The organism is Pseudomonas sp. 1928-m, assembly GCF_029269135.1.
Taxonomy (GTDB): Bacteria; Pseudomonadota; Gammaproteobacteria; order Pseudomonadales; family Pseudomonadaceae; genus Aquipseudomonas.
Genome location: NZ_JARIXO010000001.1, coordinates 1,795,684 through 1,810,904, shown reverse-complemented (window position 1 = coordinate 1,810,904; position 15,221 = coordinate 1,795,684). Strand labels below are relative to the sequence as shown.

General features: G+C 62.1%; 14 protein-coding genes. 7 read left to right on the top strand and 7 right to left on the bottom strand.

Annotated features, from left to right (window positions below; translation table 11 throughout):
- Positions 1-8: 8 nt before the first annotated feature.
- Positions 9-1,352 carry a HAMP domain-containing sensor histidine kinase gene (locus P3C18_RS08155; protein WP_275961320.1) on the top strand — a complete coding sequence of 448 codons (1,344 nt, stop codon included), beginning with the start codon at positions 9-11 and terminating at the stop codon, positions 1,350-1,352.
- Here the strand turns inward: P3C18_RS08155 and P3C18_RS08150 are convergent.
- Positions 1,318-1,884, bottom strand: coding sequence for a nitroreductase family protein (locus P3C18_RS08150; RefSeq protein WP_275961319.1), 567 nt, complete (start codon positions 1,882-1,884; stop codon positions 1,318-1,320). The genes P3C18_RS08155 and P3C18_RS08150 overlap by 35 nt on opposite strands.
- Positions 1,885-1,957: 73 nt before the next feature.
- The gene (locus P3C18_RS08145; protein WP_275961318.1) at positions 1,958-2,329 is read right to left on the bottom strand and encodes a YkgJ family cysteine cluster protein; all 372 of its coding nucleotides are present in this window, start codon (positions 2,327-2,329) and stop codon (positions 1,958-1,960) included.
- 154 nt (positions 2,330-2,483) lie between these two features.
- Here P3C18_RS08145 and P3C18_RS08140 point away from each other — a divergent pair, with 154 nt between their 5' ends.
- Both P3C18_RS08140 and P3C18_RS08135 read left to right on the top strand, forming a co-directional pair.
- The gene (locus P3C18_RS08140) at positions 2,484-3,938 is read left to right on the top strand and encodes a TrkH family potassium uptake protein (RefSeq protein WP_275961317.1); all 1,455 of its coding nucleotides are present in this window, start codon (positions 2,484-2,486) and stop codon (positions 3,936-3,938) included.
- 71 nt (positions 3,939-4,009) lie between these two features.
- A complete protein-coding gene (locus P3C18_RS08135) occupies positions 4,010-5,464 on the top strand; it encodes a TrkH family potassium uptake protein (protein ID WP_275961316.1) in 1,455 nt (484 codons plus the stop codon).
- A gap of 263 nt (positions 5,465-5,727) precedes the next feature.
- Here P3C18_RS08135 and P3C18_RS08130 read toward each other — a convergent pair whose 3' ends face one another.
- On the bottom strand, positions 5,728-6,729 hold the full coding sequence (locus P3C18_RS08130; protein ID WP_275961315.1) for an AraC family transcriptional regulator: 1,002 nt from the start codon (positions 6,727-6,729) through the stop codon (positions 5,728-5,730).
- A 156-nt stretch (positions 6,730-6,885) separates the two neighbouring features.
- Here P3C18_RS08130 and P3C18_RS08125 point away from each other — a divergent pair, with 156 nt between their 5' ends.
- Both P3C18_RS08125 and P3C18_RS08120 read left to right on the top strand, forming a co-directional pair.
- Positions 6,886-7,203, top strand: coding sequence for an Mpo1-like protein (locus P3C18_RS08125; protein WP_275961314.1), 318 nt, complete (start codon positions 6,886-6,888; stop codon positions 7,201-7,203).
- A gap of 170 nt (positions 7,204-7,373) precedes the next feature.
- Positions 7,374-8,762 (top strand): adenylate/guanylate cyclase domain-containing protein, encoded by a 1,389-nt coding sequence (locus P3C18_RS08120; protein WP_275961313.1) that lies wholly within the window; start codon positions 7,374-7,376, stop codon positions 8,760-8,762.
- On the opposite strand, the gene P3C18_RS08115 is transcribed toward P3C18_RS08120, so the two are convergent.
- Together P3C18_RS08115 and P3C18_RS08110 are read right to left on the bottom strand one after the other, a co-directional pair.
- Positions 8,755-9,786, bottom strand: coding sequence for a glycosyltransferase family 1 protein (locus tag P3C18_RS08115; RefSeq protein WP_275961312.1), 1,032 nt, complete (start codon positions 9,784-9,786; stop codon positions 8,755-8,757). The two genes, P3C18_RS08120 and P3C18_RS08115, sit on opposite strands and share 8 nt — an antisense overlap.
- Positions 9,783-10,601: a UDP-2,3-diacylglucosamine diphosphatase gene (locus P3C18_RS08110; RefSeq protein WP_275961311.1), complete on the bottom strand. Its 819-nt coding sequence runs from the start codon at positions 10,599-10,601 to the stop codon at positions 9,783-9,785. Before P3C18_RS08110 ends, P3C18_RS08115 begins: the two co-directional genes overlap by 4 nt.
- Before the next feature lie 125 nt (positions 10,602-10,726).
- Here P3C18_RS08110 and P3C18_RS08105 point away from each other — a divergent pair, with 125 nt between their 5' ends.
- The gene (locus P3C18_RS08105) at positions 10,727-11,476 is read left to right on the top strand and encodes an AraC family transcriptional regulator (RefSeq protein ID WP_275961310.1); all 750 of its coding nucleotides are present in this window, start codon (positions 10,727-10,729) and stop codon (positions 11,474-11,476) included.
- A 167-nt stretch (positions 11,477-11,643) separates the two neighbouring features.
- A complete protein-coding gene (locus P3C18_RS08100) occupies positions 11,644-12,495 on the top strand; it encodes a DMT family transporter (protein ID WP_275961309.1) in 852 nt (283 codons plus the stop codon).
- On the opposite strand, the gene P3C18_RS08095 is transcribed toward P3C18_RS08100, so the two are convergent.
- Together P3C18_RS08095 and P3C18_RS08090 are read right to left on the bottom strand one after the other, a co-directional pair.
- Positions 12,496-12,783 (bottom strand): SelT/SelW/SelH family protein, encoded by a 288-nt coding sequence (locus P3C18_RS08095; RefSeq protein ID WP_275961308.1) that lies wholly within the window; start codon positions 12,781-12,783, stop codon positions 12,496-12,498.
- Between the two features lie 116 nt (positions 12,784-12,899).
- Entirely contained in the window at positions 12,900-14,957 is a 2,058-nt protein-coding gene (locus P3C18_RS08090) for a FimV/HubP family polar landmark protein (RefSeq protein WP_275961307.1), read from the bottom strand.
- Between the last annotated feature and the right edge of the window lie 264 nt (positions 14,958-15,221).

The following is a 15,221-nucleotide window of genomic DNA, read 5'->3' as shown; positions in this document are numbered from 1 at the left end:
GAGCCACCGTGCGGTCACTGTTCTGGCGCATCTTTGCCAGCTTCTGGCTGGCTATTGCCCTGGTTGCCGGGCTGTCCATGCTGCTTGGGCGCATGCTCAATCAGGACGCCTGGTTGCTCAGCCAGCACCCCGGCATGGATGACCTTGCCGAAAAGTGGACGCAACGCTACGAAAAGAAAGGCCCAAGCGCCGCCCAAGACCTGCTCGAACAACGCAAACGCAAGTTCCGTATTGATGTGCAGGTGCTTGATGACAGCGGCCAAGCCGTGGTCAAAGGCACCTTCCCCCCCCGCGCGGCGGCCTTTGAAGCCCGCCACCGCAATGAGAAACGCCTGCCCTGGCGCCGTCTGAGTGTCGATTACACCAGCCCGTACAGCGGTGAAACCTACCTGTTCATCTACCGCATCCCGAACCCCGAGGTCGCCGCCTGGCAGCGCGAAAGCCTGCTCTGGCCGCTGAGCGCACTGGGTATCGCGATGCTGGTGCTGACCCTGTTCAGTCTTTGGCTGACGCTGTCCATCACCCGTCCGCTGAATCGCCTGCGCGGCGCCGTGCATGACCTGGGGCAAACCGCTTATCAGCAGAACAGCCTGGCCAAACTGGCCGAACGACGCGATGAACTCGGCGTGCTGGCGGCCGACTTCAACCGCATGGGCGAACGCGTACAAGGCCTGATCAGCAGCCAGCGCCAGCTGCTGCGCGACGTGTCCCATGAGCTGCGCTCACCACTGGCGCGCCTGCGTATCGCCCTGGCGCTGACCGAGCGCGCCGATGCTGCCGAACGGGAAAAATACTGGCCGCGCCTGAGTCAGGAGTGCGACCGCCTGGAGGCGCTGATCAGTGAAATCCTCGCCCTCGCCCGCCTCGATGCCGAGCCAGGCGCGGCGCAACCGATCAATCTCGGAGAATTGCTACACAAATTGCAAGACGACGCACGGCTGGACGCACCGGAGCAACAGATCAAGATTCAGCTGGAAAGCGACCTGCAGTTCAACGGCTGGCCGGACATGCTGCAACGCGCGCTGGATAACCTGCTGCGCAACGCCCTGCGTTTCAACCCGGTTGGCCAGGCCATTGAACTGACGACCAGGACAGAGGCCGAGCAGCTATGCCTGAGCGTGCGTGACCACGGCCCGGGCGTTGCGCCTGAGCTGCTGACGCGCCTTGGCGAGCCCTTCTACCGCGCGCCTGGCCAGACCAGCAGCGGTCACGGCCTGGGCTTGGCCATTGCCCGCCGCGCCGCCGAGCGGCATGGCGGCCAACTGGAGCTGAGCAACCACGCGCAAGGCGGCTTTGTCGCCACTCTGCGCCTGCCGCTTACTCCGCCGAATCAGGCGCAGGCCAAGCCCTGACAAAGTCACTGACCTGTACCTGCGGCACCGCGCGCAATTCACGCTCTGGGGTGCCGAGGTAGAGGTAGGCAATAACCTGCTCATCTGCGCTCAGCCCCAAGCCGGCAGCGACCTGCGCGTTGTAGGCCATATCGCCGGTGCGCCAGACCGCGCCAATACCCTGGGCATGGGCAGCCAACAGAATCCCGTGAGCGGCGCAGCCGGCAGCCAGCACCTGCTCCTGCGCCGGTACTTTCGGGCTGGCCTGCACGCGAGCAATCACCACCACCAGCAACGGCGCACGCAGCGGCATGGCGCGCGCCTTGGTCAAAGCTTCGGGGCTGGCATCGGCAGGCAGTGCTCGGGCAAACAGTTCGCCCAGCTGCGCCAGCGCAGCACCTTCGACGGTGAGAAAACGCCAGGGCCGCAGCTGGCCATGGTCAGGCGCACGCAAAGCGGCGCGAAACAACAGCTCGCGCTGCGCAGCATCGGGGGCCGGCGCTATCAGGCGCGGCGCGGAAACACGGTTTAGCAACGCATCAAGAGCGTCCATCAGCCACCTCGGCAATTGAAACAGACGGCCATTCTAGTGCTTGAGCGCAGCGGAGGGGCAATCCGCACAGTTCTCAGGCTACCCGCTCAGGCGAAACACTCGGCAATACCGGAGGCATCAACGGCGGCAAGCCGTGTGCACTGCGCGCCGCATCGCAATGCGGGTTGTGCTCGCCGTTGAACCAAGAGGCCTCGAACTCGCGGCAGGTGCTGGAGCGTTGCTCATACAGCGTGCAGCGCACGCCTTGGCCGACTTCACCGAGCAGGGCCGTGCAGCGCACGGGCTTTTGCTCCGTGCCGCGCATGGCGACTCGGTGTGGGGTGATCAGCACCACCTGATCATCGGGCACCACACCGCCCGCCGATTGGCACTCACCCCAGAAAAATGACACACGAAAATGCGCGCAGCAGGCGCCACAGCTTAGACAAGGATTGCTATCGGACATGATTTGGCGGGCTCAGAAACCGGCAAGGGCCGGCACCTGGCGGCTATTCTATGCAGCGCCAAGCGCTTGTAAAGCGCGCATTACGGCGGCTGTACAGCGGCTGCAGCGCGCGTAGAATAACGCCCCTTTGCCCCACAGAGCCTGAGCCGAATCCATGTCATTGCCGACACTGCGCATCATTGCTTTTATTCTCGGCATCTTCCTGATCACTCTGGCCGTCAGCATGCTGATCCCGATGCTGACACTGCTGCTGTATTCGCGCACCGACGATCTCAATGCCTTTCTCTGGTCCAGCCTGGTAACCGCCGCTGCGGGCATTGCCATGGTCATCCCCGGCCGGCCCAAGGATGCGCAGCTGCGCCCGCGCGACATGTACCTGCTGACCACCGGCAGCTGGCTGGTGGTGTGCATCTTCGCCGCCCTGCCGATGGTGCTGATTCACCATATCAGCTACACCGACGCCTTCTTCGAGACCATGTCCGGCGTGACCACCACCGGTTCAACCGTGCTCTCGGGCCTGGACCAAGCCTCCCCCGGCCTGCTGATCTGGCGCTCGATGCTGCAGTGGCTGGGCGGTATCGGCTTTATCGGCATGGCGGTGGCAATTCTGCCGCTGCTGCGGGTCGGCGGCATGCGCCTGTTCCAGACTGAATCCTCCGACTGGGGCGAAAAGGTCATGCCGCGCTCGCATATGGCGGCCAAGTACATCCTGTTTATCTACCTGAGCCTGACCCTGAGCGGCTTTCTCGGCTTCTGGCTGGCCGGCATGACGCCCTTCGATGCGATCAACCACGCGATGACTTCGATCTCCACCGGCGGCTACTCGACCTCGGACGCCTCCCTGGCCAACTGGAGCCAGCCGGCCGTGCACTGGGTCGCCGTGGTGCTGATGATCTTCGGCGGCCTGCCTTTTACCCTGTATGTCGCCACCCTGCGCGGCAACCGTAGAGCGCTATCCAAGGACCATCAGGTACGCGGCTTTCTCGGTTTTCTGCTGGCCACCTGGTTGGTATTCGGCACCTGGCTGTGGCTGCACTCGGACAACAGCTGGCTGGATGCCTTTCGCATCGTCGCGGTGAACGTTACTTCGGTGGTCACCACCACCGGTTATGCCCTCGGCGATTACACCACCTGGGGCAGTTTCGCCGTGCTGCTGTTTTTCTACCTGACCTTTGTCGGCGGCTGCTCGGGCTCCACCTCCGGCGGGCTGAAGATCTTTCGCTTTCAGGTGGCCTATGTGCTACTCAAAGCCAACCTGCAGCAGCTTGTACATCCGAGGGCGGTGATCAAGCAGCAGTACAACAAGCACAACCTCGATGAAGAGATTGTCCGCTCGCTGATCACCTTCTCGTTTTTCTTCACTATCACCATCGGCGTAATTGCCCTGGGCCTGACCCTACTTGGCCTGGACTGGGTAACCGCGCTGACCGGCGCGGCGACGGCGGTGTGTAACGTGGGCCCCGGTTTGGGCCCGATCATCGGCCCGGCGGGAAACTTCTCCAGCCTGCCGGATGCGGCCAAATGGCTGCTGACCATCGGCATGCTGCTCGGCCGCCTGGAAATTCTCACCGTACTGGTACTGGTTACTCGGGCATTCTGGCGCCACTGAGTGAAATCGGCCGGGCGATCAGCCCGCCCGATAACCTAGACTCCCGCTACTAATGCAATGGAACCGCTTAAATGGCTTGGCCGACCTTACGGATCATCGCGTTTATCAATGGCATCTTTCTTCTGACCCTGGCGATCAGCATGGCCGTGCCCATGCTGACCCTGGTGCTGTTTGCGCGGCCTGACGAACTCAACGCCTTTCTCTGGTCCAGCCTGATCACCTTTATCGCCGGCATCGCGATGATTGCCCAGGGCCGGCCCAAGGATGTGCAGCTACGCCCGCGCGACATGTACCTGCTGACGGTATCCAGCTGGGTGCTGGTGGGCCTGTTTGCCGCCCTGCCCTTTATGTTCTCCCAGCACCTGGGCCTGACCGACGCGGTGTTTGAAAGCATGTCGGGCATCACCGCCACTGGCGCCACGGTACTGACCGGGCTGGACAGCATGTCGCCGGGGATTCTGATCTGGCGCTCGCTGCTGCACTGGCTCGGCGGGATCGGTTTTATCGCCATGGCCGTGGCGATTCTGCCGATGTTGCGCATCGGTGGTATGCGCCTGTTCCAGACCGAATCTTCGGACCGCTCCGAAAAGATCATGCCGCGCTCGCACATGGTCGCCAAGTACATGATCGCGGCCTACCTGGGCATCAGCCTGCTCGGCTGCCTGGCCCTGTGGACGGCGGGCATGGGCGGGTTCGACGCAATCAACCACACCATGTCGGCCATCGCCACCGGCGGTTTTTCCACCTCGGATCAATCGCTGGGCAAATGGAGCGAGCCGGCCGTGCACTGGGTCACCATCGTGCTGATGATTCTCGGCAGCGTGCCGTTTGTGCTGTTTGCCTCGATGCTGCGCGGCAACTACAAGGCCCTGATCCGCGACCAGCAGGTACGCGGTTTTCTCGGCATTCTGCTGAGCACCTGGCTGCTGCTCGGCACCTGGTATGTCATCAGCACCGACCTGCACTGGCTGGAAGCCATTCGCCACGTCGCGTTCAACACCACCTCGATCATGACCACCACCGGTTTTGCCCTCGGCGATTACACGCTATGGGGCGGCTTTGCCGGCATGCTGTTCTTCTACCTGGGGTTTATCGGTGGCTGCTCGGGCTCGACGGCAGGCGGTTTGAAGATTTTCCGCTTCCAGGTGGCCTACGTGCTGCTCAGGGCCAACCTGATGCAGCTGATTCATCCGCGTGCGGTGATCAAGCAGCAATACAACCGCCACCACCTGGATGAAGATATCGTCCGCTCGATTCTGACCTTCTCGTTCTTCTTCACCATCACCATCGCCGTGCTGGCCCTGGGCCTGACGCTTTGCGGCCTGGACTGGATCACTGCACTCAGCGGCGCAGCCAGCACCGTCTCCGGCGTCGGCCCCGGCATGGGCCCGATCATCGGCCCGGCGGGCAACTTCTCCAGCCTGCCGGACACCGCAAAATGGCTGCTGACCTTCGGCATGCTGCTCGGTCGCTTGGAAATTCTTACCGTGCTGGTGCTAATGCTGCCGGCGTTCTGGCGACACTAAGAATCTATTTACGACCTGCTGCGCGTCGGCCCTGCTGCGTTAAAAACAGGCTCGAAATGCCGCTTGCGGCTAACGCGCTTTAGCGCGACCCGAAGGGCGAGTGAAACGAGTAATGCTCATGTACAAAAGTACACTCCGCTTGATTCGCTGCGCTCACCCTGCGGGCCAGCCGTTGGCTGTTACTCCGCTGCGCTACGTTTCTCGCCTGTTTTTGCCTTGCATGGCTCTAGCTCGCGAGCTCGTAAACAGATTCACGGACGTAATTACAGACGCGCGCGGTATTCACCCGGAGTGGTGTCAAACCAGCGGCGGAAGGCGCGAAAGAAGTTGCTCGGGTCGGAAAAGCCCAACAGGTAGGAAATTTCCAGCAAAGTCAGGTTGGCCTGGCCCAGGTACTGGCCGGCCAGTTCGCGGCGTGTGTCATCCAGCAGGTGCTGGTAGCTGGTGCCTTCATCCTGCAGACGCCGCTGCAAGGTGCGCTCGGACAGTAGCAACGCCTGCGCCACGGTTTCCCGCTTGGGCTCGCCCTGAGGCAGCAGGCGGCATAACACCTGGCGCACCTGATGGGTCACCCGCGTACCGGTAAAGCGCGCCAGGTAATCGCCGGCAAACCGATCATGCAGCTGCGCCAGCGCCTCGTTGGCCGATGGCAGCGGAGCATCCAAATCGGCCCGCTCAAACAGCAGCGCATAGTGCTCGGCATTGAATTTCAGCGGGCACTGGAACACCTCGTTATAGGGCGTCAGGTCTTCTGGCGCAGGCCCCATCAGGCTGACCAGCTGCGGGCGCAGTGGTTTGCCAGTCAGCCAGCGGCAGAATGCCAGTGAATGTGCCAGCGAGGCTTCAGCGCTCTGCCGGGCCGAGGGCAGCCGGTCACCGTGAATAGCCAGAAGCATTTCATAGCCTTCCGGGGTGGGATGAAAACTGAGGTCGGCGCCCTCGCCAATAATCCGCTGATAGCGCACCAGGCGGGCAAAACCTTCCTGCAGGTTGCGGCTGCTCATCACCGCATAGCCAACCACGTTGAAGGACGATGGCCGCAGAATCTTCGCCATATTCAGGCCAATCGCCGGGTTGCCGCTGGCTTCCACGGCCATGTGCCACAGCCGCGTCATGCCGTCCTGGGCAAAGCGCGCATCGGGGTCGCTCAAGGCGGCATAGTCGAGGCCCAGCTGGGCAAACAGGCTGCGGCAATCAACTCCGCCAAGCTCCAGAGCCGCAACAATGCCCGAGGCCCAGCTGGATGAAGTGGTACGTTCGCTCATGGCGTTTTCTTATTTTGAGTCAGCAAAAAGGGCGACAGAAGGATACTAAACTGGCACCTAATGTCAGTGGCCCAGCGCGTCAGTCGACCTAGACTGCAAGTAAGCCGCCACAGCCGCAAGCCTGGTGGCACTCAAAAGAATAAGAGGAGGCCCCTGATGAGCACTGAAACCCACGAACGCTACAACAGCTTCGCCGAGTTCTACCCCTATTACCTGCAGGAGCACAGCAACGCCACCTGCCGTCGCCTGCACTACGTCGGCAGCCTGCTGGTACTTTGCGTGCTGGGCTATGCCCTGGTCACTCAGCAGTGGCTGTGGCTGCTGGCCATACCGCTGATTGGTTACGGCTTTGCCTGGATCGGCCACTTTGTCTTCGAAAAGAATCGCCCCGCCACCTTCGATTACCCGCTCTACTCGCTGATGGGCGACTGGGTGATGCTCAAGGATGCCTTTACCGGGCGCATCAAGTTTTAACCGCCCGCCCCGGCGACCGCTGACACAGGCGGCACTGCCGTTCGGCTGCCGCGCTTGGCGGTTGCGGTGGGCTTGGTTATGATCCCTGGCTTATTTTGCGCAGCCGGCACGGTGCGCCACCCAGGTGCCCAGCAGAGGTGCCAGACGAGCAGCAGGGATTGTCCCATCGGATGAATGTCAAAAGCGCCCCCCGAATTTCCGCACTGCCGGCTCCGCCGCTGCGTGAGTACTACTCCCGCGTTTTGGCCTATATCGCCATCGCTGCCAGTATTGCCGCTGGCACCTACACCCAGCATTTCGGCTACGACATTCTCTGGATGGTGCCCTACGCCCTGCTCTACCCGCACCTGGCGCACCATCTGAGCCTGCGTTTCAAACGCGAGCATCCGCAACGTACCACCCTCAGCCTGCTGTTTATTGACGCGGTGCATGCCGGCGGCGCGCTGGCGCTGCTTGGTTTTTCGGTGGTTCCCAGCCTGATGTCACTGCTGATTCTGCTGTTCAGCGCGCTGGTCATCGGTGGCGTACGTCACCTCGCCCTGGCATCGCTGATTGCTCTGAGCGGCGCGGTGTTCTGTGCGGCGCTGTTCCAGGTCAAGCTGAACATCAATACCCCACCGCTGGTGGCACTGGTCAGCATCTTTTTCACCACCCTGTATATCTGCATCACCGCCTACTTTGTGCACCAACAAGGCCTGCGCCTGGCGCAGGTGCGCAGCGAAATCACCCGCGAACAGGAAAAAGCCGCACGCCTGGCGCGCAACCTGGCCAAGTACCTGTCACCGCAGGTGTGGGAATCGATCTTCACCGGCAAGAAGAGCGTGCGCCTGGAAACCCAGCGCAAGAAGCTCACGGTGTTTTTCTCCGACATCAAGGGCTTTACCGAGCTGTCCGAAGAACTGGAAGCCGAAGCCCTGACTGATCTGCTCAACACCTACCTCAATGAAATGTCGAAGATCTGCCTGAAATACGGCGGCACCATCGACAAATTCATCGGCGACTGCGTGATGGTGTTCTTTGGCGACCCCAGCAGCAAAGGCGCGAAGAAGGATGCGGTGAATGCCGTGTCCATGGCCATCGCCATGCGCAAGCATATGAAGGTGCTACGCCAGCAGTGGCGCGCCCAGGGCATCACCAAGCCGCTGGAAATTCGCATGGGCCTGAACACCGGTTATTGCACGGTGGGCAACTTCGGCGCCGATACGCGCATGGATTACACCATCATCGGCCGCGACGTGAACCTCGCCAGCCGCCTGGAAAGCGCCGCCGAAGCCGGTGAAATTCTGATCTCCCACGAGACCTATTCGCTGATCAAGGACGTGATCATGTGCCGCGACAAGGGCCAGATCAACGTCAAGGGTTTTACCCGCCCGGTGCAGATCTATCAGGTGGTGGATTTCCGCCGCGACCTGGGCGCCACCTCCAGCTATGTCGAGCACGAACTACCGGGCTTTTCCATGTACCTGGATACCAACGGCATCCAGAACTTCGACAAGGAAAAGGTTATCCAGGCCCTCAGTCAGGCAGCCGATAAGTTGCGTGACAAGGTGATCATGTAGCGCCCACCTGGGCCTGCAAACACAGCTCACCATCGAGCAGCGGCTGCTGCGCCAGAAACTCCAGCGCCGAAGCCCGCCAGGATTGCCGCGCCGCCAACTCGGCGCAACGCGCGCGATCCAAGCTCAAGGCCGCCACACAGGCCGCACCCAAGTCCTCATGCATGACCCCGCTGACGCCCGCCTGCAGCACATCCAACGGCCCGGCTATCGGAAATGCCGCCACCGGTGTGCCACACGCCAGGGCTTCGAGCATCACCAAACCATAGGTATCGGTGCGCGAGGGAAACGCCAGCACGCTGGCGTTCTGAAACGCCTCGGCCAACGCCTGGCCATGCTGATAGCCGAGAAAGCGCACCTGCGGATAAGCCGCCTGCAATGCCTCACGCTGCGGCCCATCGCCGACCACCTGCTTCTGCCCCGGTAGATCGAGGGCGAGAAACGCTTCGATATTCTTCTCCGGGGCAATCCGCCCGACATACAGAAATACTGGCTCAGTCAGGCTTGACGGCGTTACGGCTGGGCGAAACAACCGCGTATCAACACCCTTGCGCCACAGCACCAGGCGTTTGAAGCCCCAGCTGGCAAACTCCTCACGCATGCGCTCGGTGGTCACCAGCACCGCCTGGCTGGGCCGATGAAATGCGCGCAGAAAGGCATACCCCCAGCGCAGCGGCACCCAGGGCCAGCGGGTGTGCACATATTCGGGAAAACGCGTATGGATCGCGCTGGAAAACGCCAGACCGCGCTTGCTCAGCCAGCGTCGCGCTGCCCAGCCCAGCGGGCCTTCGGTGGCCAGGTGCACGCAGTCCGGCTGAAATGTGCGAATCGCCGGGCCAACCCGCCAGAGGTTCCACACCAATGGAATCTCTGGATAACTGGGACATGGCAACGCGCGAAAATCCGCCGGAGACAGCAGCTTGACCTGATGGCCGAGGCCACGCAGTTCGCTGATCAACGCCTGCAGACTGGTAACCACACCATTGACCTGCGGTGACCAGGCGTCGGAGACGATCAGAATCCTCACAGGGCCGGCTCAGCGGCCACAACCGGGGCTGCTTGCAGCTGACGCGCCTGATCATCGGCCAAGCGATACAACTCGATGCTGCCATCCAGGTGCTCAATCAGCGCCGTGCAGGACTCCACCCAGTCGCCGCAATTCATGTACTCGACATCGCCCATCGGGCGGATTTCCGCATGGTGGATATGCCCGCAGACCACGCCGTTGAAACCGCGCTTGGCACACTCGTGGACGATGGCTTCTTCAAAATCGCTGATAAAGTTCACCGCCGTCTTGACCTTGTGCTTGAGGTAGGCCGACAGCGACCAATAGCCATAGCCATAGCGGCTACGCCAGTAATTCAGCCAGCGATTGAGGGTCAGGGTGAACTCGTAGGCCGAGTCGCCGAGAAAGGCCAGCCAGCGGTGATAGCGGGTGATCACATCAAACTGGTCGCCATGAATCACCAGCAGGCGGCGGCCATCGGCGGTGATGTGCTCGGCCTCGTCGACCAGCTGAATATTGCCGAGCATCAGGCTGGAGTAGCGCCGCAGAAATTCGTCATGGTTACCGGTGACGTAGATCACCTCGGTGCCGCGTTTACTCATGGTCAGCAAGCGGCGGATCACGTTGCTGTGTGACTGCGGCCAATACACACCGCTGCGCAGCTTCCAGCCGTCGATGATGTCACCGACCAGGTAGATCTTGTCGGTTTGGTAGCGCTTGAGAAACGCTGCCAGGTGTTCGGCCTGACAATCCCGGGTGCCCAGGTGCACATCGGAAATCCACAGGGTACGGACACGTTGCTTGCGGCTGGGCTTGGCGAGCTGGGCGCTGGTCATGGACGACCTCCGGCTGGGTTTGCTCGAGTCTGCGCAGGCGTGGTGAAAGGTGCATGACAGCGCCGTGGCAATTCGGTGACATGCCCCAAAGGGTATAAACTGGCTGGCCGAACAAGGAGCCCACCATGTCCTCGCTGCTCTCGCTGCGTCACTACCGCCATGAACTGCTCAGCCACAGCCATGACCACGCGCAGCTGGTGTTTGGCCTGAGCGGCCTGCTGGAGTTCGAAGTGGCCGGCCAAGGTAGCCAGGTCAAGCGCCAAACCCTGGCCGTGGTGCCTAGCGATGCGCAGCACGCCTGCGGCAGCAAAGATGGCAGCCACTGCCTGGTGCTCGACGTACCTTGCGAAGGCTGGCTGCAACAACAGCTGGGCCGGCATCTGGATGCCACCCGCCGCCTGCTGGAAAAACCCGCCGCTGTCAGCCTGAATCCCGCGCAGAGCCAGTTGGTCAGCTGGCTGGCCGCCAGCCCGATCAATGACCCGGTGATTGCCCAGCAAGGCGCAGCATTGCTGTTGGCCAGCCTGGCCAATGCCGAGCTGCCCACCCATGCAACCAGTTGCCTGCCGCTAACGGCGCTGGATGCGCATATTGATCAACATGCCGCACACCCGCTGCAGGTGGCCGACCTGGCGCGCCTGGCCGGCCTCTCGGCTGCGCGTTTTCACGCACGCTTTCTCGACGAGACCGGGCAAACGCCGATGGACTATGTGCGTAGCCGTCGCCTGCAGCTGGCGCGTCAGCTGCTGCAAGGCAGCAACCTGGCAATTGGCGAGATCGCTGCACGGGTCGGCTACAGCTCGCAAAGTGCCTTTAGCGCCGCCCTCTTGCGGCATCTCGGCGTTACACCTCGGCAACTGCGCCGCGCTGACTAATTTGCCGGCACTCGCTTGCGAGAGCCTGGCGACAAAACCCGCGACTCCTGAGACAGACAAGGCCGCAGGCAGACACCTAGACTGCCCGGCAGAATCGAGGAGTCGCCTATGCACAACATCGAATGGCAGGATTTCGTCAAACCACTACCCAACGGCGCGCGCCTGGCATGAATCAACGTAATGCCCTCTGGGCCATCCACCTGGGCGCCCTGCTGTTTGGCCTATCGGGCATCTTCGGCAAGCTGGCCAACACCACCCCGCAGATGATCTCCGCCGGCCGCGCCATCTTCGCCGTAGCGGCCTTGTTGCTGTTCGCTAAGCTGATCAGTAACGCGCGCCTGGTCCGCCTCGGCTTACGCCAGACAAGCCTGCTGGCCCTCGGCGGTTTGCTGCTGGGCGGACACTGGTGGAGCTTTTTCGAATCCGTGCATATCTCCGGCGTTGCCATCGCCACCCTCGGCTTTGCCAGTTTCCCGGCCTTTACCGTGCTGCTGGAGGGCCTGCTGTTCAAAGAGCGCACCCGGCCGATCGAGTACGCCATGGTGGTTCTGGTATGCCTGGGCCTGGTGCTGGTCACCCCACATTTCGACCTGAGCAGCCAGGCCACCAGTGGCCTGCTCTGGGCGGTGCTGTCTGGCCTGCTGTTCGCCCTGCTGTCACTGCTCAACCGCGCCAGCACCCGTGGCATCGAGCCGGTGCAAGCGGCGCTGTACCAGAACCTCACCGTGCTGCTGGTATTCCTGCCGCTGGCCTGGCCGACGCTGCCCAGCGTGCAGGCACAGGACTGGTTGTGGATGGCCATGCTCGGGATCTTCTGCACGGGCCTGGCGCACAGCCTGTTCGTCGCCAGCCTGCGGGTACTCAAGGCGCGCACCACGGCGGTGATTTTCGCCCTGGAGCCGATCTACGGAATTGCCTTCGCCTGGCTGCTGTTCAGCGAAGTGCCGACCTTGCGCATGCTGGCCGGCGGCCTGCTGATTGTCAGCGCGATCTTTCTTTCGGCGCGGATGGCCAAGTGATCAATGGCTACGGTCGTTGTGGCCCAGATCCCGCGCCGGGTCGATCTGATCGCGCAAGCGCTGCTTGAGCACCTTGGCCTCGGGGAAACCACCATCGGCCTTACGTTCCCAGATCTGCACGCCATCGCAGGTAATGCGAAACACCCCGCCCGTGCCCGGCTCCAGGCAGACCCTGGACAGATCATCGGTAAAGCTCGACAACAGCTCCTGCGCTAACCAGGCGGCGCGCAGCAGCCACTGGCATTGCGTGCAATAGGTGATGACCACTTCGGCTTTGGGGCTGGACATTGGCAGGCTCGCGACGGCTGAAAAGCCGATGATAACGCGCAGCAGCCTGGCCTGGCGCAGCAAGAAAAACGCCCGCGTACCAGAGGCACGCGGGCGTTGAGCGACAGCCTCGTGTATCAGGCGATTTTAGCCAGTAGCTGACGCGCCTCCTGCTTCTGCTCTTCATCGCCCTCGTTGATCACTTCATTGAGGATCTGGCAGGCACTGTCCAGGCTGCCCTGCTCGATATAAGCCAGAGCCATGTTCAGTTTGGAGAGGTTTTCGCGGTTGCCGGCCAGATCATCCAGGTCATCCAGAAGCTCCACGTCGAGCACGTCACCGCCCCAGCCATCGTTGGAGGTTTCCTCCACCAGCATCGACTCGGCAAACGGGCTGCGCGCATCGCGGCTGCCTGACAGCTCAAAAATATCCGAGGTCTTGCGCTTGGCCGCAGCACTGCTCTCGGCCTTGTCCGCCAGTTTTTTCGGCGCAGTCGGGGCAAAGGGGCTGACCAGATCCCAGTCGGCATCCAGCGACATATCGTCCAGATTAAGCTGGCCATCATTGGCAGCCTCATCCAGCGGTTGCGCCTCGACCTCATCCAACTCCAGCACCACATCGTCCAACAGGCTGGCCGGCGGCGCGCTGAACAGCTCGGCATGCCGCGCTTTCAGTTCGTCAATCCGCGCCGGAGTAAAGCCGGATGCCCGGACCAATGCTTCATGGGCGATAAAGCCCTGGGTATCACCCAGCAAAGCCAGAATTTCCAGCAGGCGGAAGCCGATATCGCTGCGCTGCGGCTGGGCGTCCCAGGCTTTGCGCAAGGTACTGGCGGCCTCACTCAAACGGCCATAGGCGATATACACGTTGGCACTTTGCAGTGCATCTTCACCCGCAGCGGGCCATACCGGCCCCGTGCGCGGCACCTCACGCACATTCAGAGCCACTGCAGCTGCCGGCGCGACCGCTACAGCCGGCGCAACACTTGGCGCCTTAGGCATGGCTGGCGTCAGCGCAGCTGCTACCGCAACAGGCGCGGGTTCAACGGGTTTTCTGCTGCGCCAGAACAGCCCGGCCACGCCCGCCAGTAACAACGCCAGCAGACCGGCGATAAGCGCCAGCCAGTTGCTACCTGATTCCACTGTAACTGGCGCGGCTGCCGCGACCGGCGCAGGCACAGGTGCTGCGGTTGCTTCGGCACTCGCCCGGCGTGCGGCCAACTCGGCCTGCAGGCCGGCAATCTGCTGATCCCGCGCCTCCATCTGTTCCTGCAACTGCTGCACCTGCAGGCCCAGTTGCGCCAGGCTCTGCTGCAATTGCAGGGTCTCGCTAATCTGATTGGCCAGTTCCTGCTCGACGCGGGCCTGCTCCTCAATCAACAGCTCGGCCGGCGGATCAACCGGCAGCTGAGCACTTGGGGCAGCTACAGCCTCTGGCGCAGCCGCTGTGGCAACAGGTGCTTCGGCTACTGCCGGAGCAGCACTGGCGAGGCTATCGGGCAAAAGCAATTGCGCACCAGCACGCAGGCGATTGATATCGCCATTGATAAAGGCTTGCGGGTTAAGCGCATGGATATCGTTCATCAGCGCCTGAGGCGTCACCTGCCCGGTATCGGCGGCCAAACGCGTGGCAATCTTCCACAGGCTGTCGCCGCTGACCACGCTGTAGCGATTCCCCTGCTGCGCGGCGGGCATTACCGCCGGGCGCACAGGCGCGGCAGGTGCTACACGCGGCGTAGTGGCGACAACAGCGGGCGCGGCAGATGCTGCAGGTGCAGCCAGGCTGCGATAGGCGGCCGAACTGGGCGGGTCGAGCAGCACGGTGTACTCGCGGTACAGCTGGCCATTGGGCCGCAGCACTTCGACGATAAAATTCAGGTAAGGCTCGCGCACCGGCTGGGTCGACACCACGCGAATCACGCTCTTGCCGCCGCGCAGCAATGGGGTGAAGCGCAGGTCATTGAAGAAATACAGGCGATCAACGCCGGAGCGGCTGAACACGTCGGCGGGCGCCAGGCGCACGCGCATGTCTTCAGCGGTCAGGTCGCCCACATCAAACAATTCGATTTCGGCATCCAGCGGCTGACTGAGCGCCGAATGCAGGGTGATTTCGCCCAGGCCAAGGGCCGGAACCAGCCCAGAATACAGGGCCGAGCTGGATGCTAGACCAATGAGTAACTGACGAACCTTTGCCATAAAAAACGCTCCCGGTGAATCCGCCCCCTGTGCCTTCGCCACTTCACGTCCAAGACGTGCGCTTCCAGCGCTTGCGAAAGTATAGAAGTCGGCAAATGTTGCCTTGGGAAGATACGTTCCGTGTTTAACCCGGCTGGTGCATGGCAATAATTACGGCGCACTGAATAGACAAATGCCAACCGCCGTTTGGCAAAAAGCCACCACAGGTGCAAGCATAGGCCTGCAGTCAAGAAAATGACAACTCCGTCACACTACCGTTTAGCT